This is a genomic window from Micromonospora sp. GCM10011542, from assembly GCF_042650685.1.
In the GTDB taxonomy this organism is placed as follows: Bacteria; Actinomycetota; Actinomycetes; order Mycobacteriales; family Micromonosporaceae; genus Micromonospora.
This window is the reverse complement of the sequence record NZ_JBHSBO010000040.1, coordinates 434,938-441,509: the sequence shown is the minus strand read 5'-3', so window position 1 is coordinate 441,509 and position 6,572 is coordinate 434,938. Positions and strand designations below refer to the sequence as shown.

The following is a 6,572-nucleotide window of genomic DNA, read 5'->3' as shown; positions in this document are numbered from 1 at the left end:
TGCCGGAAGCAACGACCGCGCAGACTCCAGCGCGGACGGCCCGCAGGAGGCCCCCGACGAGGACCGGGAGGACACCGACCGGCCGGAGGGTCCGGACAGTTCGGCGGCGGATGGTCCCGAGGTTCGGAACTCGCCTGTCGACGGGCCACAGGAGGCTCCGGACGAAGACGACACCGACACCGAAGCTGAGGACGCTGCCGCTGAATCCGAGGATTTCGAGCGGGAACTGGAGCTGAAGCCGGACGACCCGCGATACGACGGCGGGCCCTGGGAGCAGGGAAGCACTTCGGAGATCTCCGATGGTGCCGTCGGCAGCCCAGAGGCCAGCCGGCCGGAACCGGAGCCGGCGGACGCCGACGCGCACAGTGCCGACGCGGGCCCGGCGTCCGCCTTGGAGAGTCCGGCCCCGCACGACAGGGTCGGTTCGCAGGCTCCGGACGCCCTAGCCGCTGGGGAAGACGTGCGGTCCCCGACTTCGGACCTGCCGGACACCGAGCGCTCGGACGCCGACCGGCCGGAAATGTCACCTGGGTCCGCGGAGCGGGAGGATCGCGAGCAGGAGCGAGCCGCCGACTTGAACGGCACTCACGAAGATCCTGGTGCGGAGCGAGTCGAACGGCAGCAGGCCGAGGAGCAGTCCGAGGAGCCTGTTCCGCCGCGGGCCGAGCAGGAACGGATCGATCAGGAGCAGGCCGGGGAGCAGAAGCATCAGTCTGGCGAATCGGAACGGACCGAGGGCCAGAGCACCGACGAACAGGACGGACGGATTAGCGAGGCCGAGGAGGATGCCAGGGATGAGGTGAGGGCGAAGATCGCCCAGCAGACTCTGGAGACAATCGGCGTCGAGGGGACTGCCGCGGAGGCCTTATCCGAGGCTTACAAGAACCGAAATCTCATTCTGACCTCGCCGTGGGTCGCCTTGGCGTACGCAAAGGATGCCTGGAAGAACATCAAGGACCGATAATCCGGCCAGCTGAAGTGTCCGGTGGGCACCGACAGCGGCGTCTGGGCCGTGACCTGTTTCGTGGTGCGCAAGGGGTACCGGGGTCGTGGCCTCACCTATCCCCTGGCCCGGGCCGCCGCCCGCTTCGCGCGGGAGCGCGGGGCGCGGGCGGTCGAGGCGTACCCGATGATCGCCGATCCGGTCGAGCCGATCACCTGGGGTGAGGCCCACGTGGGGGTCCGTCAGGTCTTTGAGGACGCCGGGTTCGTGGAGGTCAGCCACCCCACGTGCGGCGGGTGGTCATGCGGATCGACTTTGCCGGCGACCCGTCAGCCTGACGCCGGCCGGGGGCGCTGCTCGTGCCCGTCCGAGGCGGGGATCGGCTTCTCCTCCTCGCCCACCGTCGGTTCCTGCTTCAGCCGGCCGCGTCGGGTGTCCCAGACGTCACGAACCAGGATCTGCACGATGCCGGCGATCGGGATGGCCAGCAGCGCGCCGAGGATGCCGGCCAACTCGACGGCGATGAGGATCGCGATGAGCACGGTCAGCGGGTTGAGCTTCACCGTGCGGGCGAAGATCACCGGCTGGAGCAGGTGGTTCTCCACCTGCTGGTAGACGACGAAGAAGACGATCACCACGATCCCGGCGGTGAGGGAGTGGATGAACGCGGCCAGCGACGCGACGACCGCTCCCAGGGTCGCGCCCACCAGCGGGATCAGGTCGGCGATGCCCACGAACAGTGCGATCAGGCCGGCGTACGGGACGCCGAGCAGGGCCAGCACCCCGTAGGTGAGGGCGCCGCAGATCACGCTGATCAGCAGGTTGCCGGTGATGTACCCGGTGACGGTCCTCGCGCAGTCGCGCCCCACCCGCCGGATGTGCTCGGCGCGGCGGTCGTCGACGAGCGCCAGCGCTCCATCGACGATCTTCGGGGCTTCCAGGACCATCAGGTACGAGAGCACGAAGATCGTCACGACGCCGGCGACGGTGGTGGCCGCCGTCCGCAGCAGAACCAGGCTCTGCCCGCCCAGCCCCGAGGCGTACTCGCGGATGCGGTCGGAGTTGTTCTGCGCGTACTTGAGCAGGTTGAACCGTTCGATGAGGTGGCCGACCGGACCGCGCCCGGCCCGGGCGTCCTCGATGATCTTCGGGAAGTCGTTGGCCACCTGCCCGCCCTCGCGGACCAGGGGGATGACGAAGAGGGCGACCAGGCCGGCCAGCAGACCGAACACCACGATGAAGACCAGCAGGGTCGCGAGCCACCGCCTACACCAGGTGACGTGCTGTTGGGTCCAGCTCACCGCCGGATGCAGGGCCACCGCGAAGAACACCGAGATCACGATCCAGGTCAGCACCTGACGCGTCTCGTACGCCAGGAACAGGAGCAGGAAGGTGGCCAGCACCAGCCCGATGACCACGAGGGTCCGACGCGCGACCGCCCCGGTATCCATACCGCTCATTCTGCCGCCTCTACCCGTGCCGTCCGGGCGAAAACCGGAGGCTCGGTTAGCGTGGTGGGCGTGGGCGCGGACGAGCAGACGCGGCACTGGGAGTTCGTGGCGGCACCGCCGCACAGCGCTCCCGGTGTGTCGTCGATGGTGGGCTATCGGGCGCTCGACGTCCCGGACGCCGTGCACCGAGGCCTGCCGTCGGCCCTGCTCACGTTCATCGTCAGCCTGGACGAGGGGGTCGAGGGCGCGACGAGTGTCGCGGAACTGGCCACGGCCCGTCCGGTCCCGGTGCTGCTCGGCGGGCTGCACCTGGAAGCCAGTCAGGTGCGGCAGCGGCGCGGGCAGGCCGGCGTGCAACTCGCCGTCCACCCGCTGGCCGCCCGGGCGCTGTTCGGGGTGCCCAGCGCCGAACTGAGCGTCACCGACTTCGACGCGACGACGGTGCTCGGCCGGCGGGCGGTCGACCTGCGCGACCGGGCGTGCGAGGCCCGCGGTTGGCGGGAGGCCTTCGCCCTGGTCGCCGGCGCCCTCGCGGACGCCCACCGGAGCCAACGCGACCCGACGGTACGCCCCGAGCTGGCGTACGCCTGGCACCTGCTGGAACGCGCCCGGGGGCGCGTCGGAGTGGGGACGGTCGCCGACCGGGTGGGGCTCAGCGCGCGTCACCTGACCACCCTGTTCCGGCGCGAGGTCGGTCACTCGCCGAAGACGGTGGCCAACCTGATGCGCTTCCAGCACGCCGTGACCCGGATCGGCGACTCGGTGCGCCGACACGGCCGGGTGGACCTGGCCGGCGTCGCGGCGGCGACCGGGTACTACGACCAGGCACACATGACGCGGGAGTTCGTCCGCTTCGCCGGCGTACCGCCGCGGCGGTGGCTCACCGAGGAGTTCCGAAATCTCCAAGACGGTGGCCACGCCGACTGGGCAGAGTGCGGGCATGACAACCACCAACCCGGCCTTGTGGCTGACCCTCCAGGCGAATGACGCCCCTGCCCTGATCGACTACTACGTGGAGACCTTCGGCTTCGTGGTGAGCGCCCGGCACGGCGACGGCGACACCGTCGACCACGCCCAGCTCAACTGGCCCGACGGCATCGGCGGCATCATGCTGGGCAGCCACCGGCCCGGCAACGCCTGGTCCCGGCAGCCGGGCACGGCGGGCGGCTACGTCGTCACCGCCGACCCGGACGCCCTGTACGAGCGCGTCCTCAAGCGCGACGCCGACGTGGTCCGTCCACTGTCCACGACGGACTACGGAGCGCGCGAGTTCATCGTCCGCGACCCGGAGGGCAACCTCTGGTCCTTCGGCGACTACCCCGGCGAGCCGGCACGGGCCTGAGGGGCGTCATGTCCGGTCGCCGGAGCGTGACCCGACTGGTCAGTTGGACGGCATCGCGTCGAGAACACTGGCCGCGCCGCGGTGGCTACCTGCTGCGTCGGGCGGCGCGGACGCCGTAGACCACCGCGGCGACGACGAGCACCACACCCAGAAGCTGCAGGCCCGGCGAGTCGTCGGCCCCCCCGTAGACGACACCGGCGACGCCGAGCGCGATGACCAGAAGTGCGACGAGGTACGTCATGGAATGTCCCTTCCATCCGGGGCGGTTCATTCGTCAACCCACTCGAGCAGGTCACCGGGCTGGCACTCGAGCACCCGGCACATGGCTTCCAGCGTGCTGAACCGGACGGCCTTGGCGCGGCCGTTCTTCAGCACCGCGACGTTCGCCGGGGTGAGCCCGATCCGTTCGGCGAACTCGCCGACACTCATCTTGCGCTTGGCCAACTCGACGTCGATGCGCACGACGATGGGCATCAGATCACCGCTTCCATGTCGCTGCGCAGCGTGGTGGCCTGCCGCAGCAGCGCGCGCATCACCACCATCAACAGCCCCAGTACGGTGACACCGGTCAGCATCAGGAACAGCAGCAGCGGCAGCCCGGGGTCGCCGGCGTTGAAGCCCACGTAGAGGAACACACCCACGAGCACGACCCAGGCGGCGCCGATGGCCCACACGATCGCGTCCACCCAGGGCAGGGAGGCCGTGCTGAAGATGCGGTCGTTCTTGACCAGGGTGAGCAGCTTCCAGGTCGACACAATCACCACCTGGACGCACAGCACCCAGAACACCGTCACGATGGTGGCCGGCCACCTGAGGTAGGCGAAGTCCGGGGACTCCTGCGCCATGTGCCGGAACTGCCCGGGCAGCGAGAAGGTCTGGAACATGACCAGGATCGCGAACAGCAGGACGAGAAAGACTCGGAGGGCGGCAACCGCCCGACGTTCTGTGAGCATGGTATCGACCTTCGCTCGTTACCTATCGAAAGTCAATAGGCGAGCCCTTCGCGTCGTCGACGTGCGTCGCGCAGGGCGACCGCGATGGCGGCGTACAGCGCGATGCCGGAGCCCACCCCGGCGACCACGCCGACCGCCGCCGCGGACCCGCCCAGCGCGTAGATCACGAAGCCGGCCAGCCCGAGCACGGTCATCGCCGCGCCCAGCCCGTGGAAGAGCGGCATGCGCCAGATCCAGGCGAGACCGAAGAAGTGCACACCGACCACCACAGCCACCCAGGCCACCGACACGGCCGAGCGGTGCAGCACGCCGTTGATCACGGCGAGCCCGCCGAAGAGCGCGACCGCCTCCAGGGCGACGATCGACCAGTAGCCGCGGTGGGTGAAGCCGGAGACCGGTGCCCGCGCCTCCGGCGGCGCCGTGCGAGCCGCCCGGACCAGCGCCACGACGAGCAGACCCGCGACGAGCAGACCCACCACGCGGACGACGAGGGGCCACGGGTCGGGCAGACCGCCGCTGTTGACCAGGATGAAGACCGTGCCGAAGCTGAGCGCGATCATCGAACCGATCACGAATCCGGGTGGTCCCTGTCTGTCTCGTGGCGCCATCATGGGCCGATCCTATTGGTGATCATCGGTCTCCGTGATCCGCCGCCGCCCGTCCGACGTCAGCCCGGCTAGGCTGCGCCGGTGACCGGACCATCGCCCCTGACCCGCCTGGAGGTCGAGCCCTCGGGGCTGGCCGTGCTGACCATCGACGCGGGGCCGCTCAACCTCTACACCCTCGCCCTGCACGAGCAGATCGACCGGTCCCTGGACGCGCTGCCGCGCGACACCCGCGCCCTGCTGCTCCGCTTCGACGGTCGGGTGGTCAGCGCCGGCGTGGACGTCGCCCTGTTCGACGCGCAGCAGTCGCCGGAGCAGGCGAAGGTGCTCTTCGACCGGATGCTGGCGCTACCGGAGCGGATCGCGGCGTACGAGTTCCCCACCGTCTTCGCCGCGCACGCGCTCTGCCTGACCTGGGCGTTCGAGGTAGCGGTGGCCTGCGACATCATCCTGGCGGCGCAGCGGGCGAGCTTCGGCCTGGTGGAGAAGGTGGTCGGGTTGACCCCGACCATGGGCGGCACGCAGCGGCTGGCCGCCCGCGCCGGGGTGGGCCGGGCCAAGGAGTTCGTGCTGACCGGCGAGCGCTACCCGGCCTCCACTCTGGAGCGGTGGAACGTGGTGAACCGCGTCCTGCCCGACGACGGCTTCGACGAGGCGGCGCGGGCCTTCACGGCGCAACTCGCCGCCGGCCCGACCCGCGCCCACGCCGCCACGAAGCGGGTGCTCGACCACTTCGCCGCCGGCGGCGTACCGGAGGCCGACCGGCACGTCACCACGATCGCCGCCGAGCTGTACCGCACCGAGGACCTGCGCAACGCGGTGCGGTCCTTCCTCGCCGACGGGCCGGGCCGGGCCACCTTCACCGGCCGTTGACCGCGCTCCTCACCCGCCGCCGAGGGCTGGCCCTCCGGTGCTCTCCCGGATCCTGAGTTCGAACGGCAGGTGCAGGTCGGCGGGGGCGCGAGGTGCTGGACGGGGTCACCGGCAGACCCATCAGGGCGGCTGCCTCCTCGTTGCCGCCGAGGGCGAACACCGCCTGCCCGTACCGGGTGCGTTGTAGCAGCACCGCTCCGGCGACGCAGAGCAGCACCGCGACGTACACCGGCCAGCCGAAGCCGAACAGGGTGCCCCGACCCACGTCGAGCAGGACGGAGTCGCGGGGCACCAGGTACGTCCGCGCGCCCTCGTCGGTCACCGCGAGCAGCTGGCCGCGGGCGCCGAGCAAGCTGGCCAGCGTGACGATGAACGGGGCCATATCTCTGGTACCGGGACCTGGTA

General features: G+C 70.5%; 10 protein-coding genes and 1 pseudogene. 5 read left to right on the top strand and 6 right to left on the bottom strand.

The window, feature by feature from the left end:
• A partial coding sequence (locus ACFOW4_RS15450) for a hypothetical protein (RefSeq protein WP_377528156.1) occupies positions 1–964 on the top strand: 964 nt, incomplete at its 5' end.
• A 21-nt stretch (positions 965–985) separates the two neighbouring features.
• A pseudogene (locus ACFOW4_RS15445) lies at positions 986–1,063 on the top strand (hypothetical protein); the annotation flags it as partial.
• A gap of 209 nt (positions 1,064–1,272) precedes the next feature.
• Here the strand turns inward: ACFOW4_RS15445 and ACFOW4_RS15440 are convergent.
• Entirely contained in the window at positions 1,273–2,403 is a 1,131-nt protein-coding gene (locus ACFOW4_RS15440; RefSeq protein ID WP_377528154.1) for an AI-2E family transporter, read from the bottom strand.
• A gap of 60 nt (positions 2,404–2,463) precedes the next feature.
• Between ACFOW4_RS15440 and ACFOW4_RS15435 the strand changes: the two genes are divergently transcribed.
• Positions 2,464–3,381: a helix-turn-helix domain-containing protein gene (locus tag ACFOW4_RS15435; RefSeq protein ID WP_377528152.1), complete on the top strand. Its 918-nt coding sequence runs from the start codon at positions 2,464–2,466 to the stop codon at positions 3,379–3,381.
• Positions 3,335–3,736, top strand: a complete 402-nt coding sequence (locus ACFOW4_RS15430) for a VOC family protein (protein ID WP_377528150.1) — start codon at positions 3,335–3,337, stop codon at positions 3,734–3,736. The genes ACFOW4_RS15435 and ACFOW4_RS15430 overlap by 47 nt, the downstream gene beginning before the upstream one ends.
• An 85-nt stretch (positions 3,737–3,821) precedes the next feature.
• Here the strand turns inward: ACFOW4_RS15430 and ACFOW4_RS15425 are convergent, their stop codons facing one another.
• From ACFOW4_RS15425 to ACFOW4_RS15410, 4 genes are read right to left on the bottom strand one after another with little or no spacing between them, the layout of a single operon-like run.
• On the bottom strand, positions 3,822–3,977 hold the full coding sequence (locus ACFOW4_RS15425) for a hypothetical protein (RefSeq protein ID WP_377528148.1): 156 nt from the start codon (positions 3,975–3,977) through the stop codon (positions 3,822–3,824).
• A 26-nt stretch (positions 3,978–4,003) separates the two neighbouring features.
• Entirely contained in the window at positions 4,004–4,210 is a 207-nt protein-coding gene (locus ACFOW4_RS15420) for a helix-turn-helix transcriptional regulator (protein WP_158851754.1), read from the bottom strand.
• Positions 4,210–4,689, bottom strand: a complete 480-nt coding sequence (locus tag ACFOW4_RS15415; protein ID WP_377528145.1) for a DUF2975 domain-containing protein — start codon at positions 4,687–4,689, stop codon at positions 4,210–4,212. The genes ACFOW4_RS15420 and ACFOW4_RS15415 overlap by 1 nt, the downstream gene beginning before the upstream one ends.
• Before the next feature lie 32 nt (positions 4,690–4,721).
• A complete protein-coding gene (locus ACFOW4_RS15410; protein ID WP_377528144.1) occupies positions 4,722–5,261 on the bottom strand; it encodes a hypothetical protein in 540 nt (179 codons plus the stop codon).
• A gap of 117 nt (positions 5,262–5,378) precedes the next feature.
• On the opposite strand from ACFOW4_RS15410, the gene ACFOW4_RS15405 reads away from it, so the two are divergent.
• On the top strand, positions 5,379–6,167 hold the full coding sequence (locus ACFOW4_RS15405) for an enoyl-CoA hydratase/isomerase family protein (protein ID WP_377528142.1): 789 nt from the start codon (positions 5,379–5,381) through the stop codon (positions 6,165–6,167).
• Here the strand turns inward: ACFOW4_RS15405 and ACFOW4_RS15400 are convergent.
• A complete protein-coding gene (locus tag ACFOW4_RS15400; protein WP_377528140.1) occupies positions 6,154–6,549 on the bottom strand; it encodes a hypothetical protein in 396 nt (131 codons plus the stop codon). The two genes, ACFOW4_RS15405 and ACFOW4_RS15400, sit on opposite strands and share 14 nt — an antisense overlap.
• Between the last annotated feature and the right edge of the window lie 23 nt (positions 6,550–6,572).

Excerpts from the sequence above, each read along its gene's own strand:
- ACFOW4_RS15425 (WP_377528148.1), bottom strand. The coding sequence starts at position 3,977 with ATGACGTACCTCGTCGCACTTCTGGTCATCGCGCTCGGCGTCGCCGGT.
- ACFOW4_RS15430 (WP_377528150.1), top strand. The coding sequence starts at position 3,335 with ATGACAACCACCAACCCGGCCTTGTGGCTGACCCTCCAGGCGAATGAC.
- ACFOW4_RS15420 (WP_158851754.1), bottom strand. The coding sequence starts at position 4,210 with ATGCCCATCGTCGTGCGCATCGACGTCGAGTTGGCCAAGCGCAAGATG.
- ACFOW4_RS15440 (WP_377528154.1), bottom strand. The coding sequence starts at position 2,403 with ATGAGCGGTATGGATACCGGGGCGGTCGCGCGTCGGACCCTCGTGGTC.
- ACFOW4_RS15400 (WP_377528140.1), bottom strand. The coding sequence starts at position 6,549 with ATGGCCCCGTTCATCGTCACGCTGGCCAGCTTGCTCGGCGCCCGCGGC.
- ACFOW4_RS15415 (WP_377528145.1), bottom strand. The coding sequence starts at position 4,689 with ATGCTCACAGAACGTCGGGCGGTTGCCGCCCTCCGAGTCTTTCTCGTC.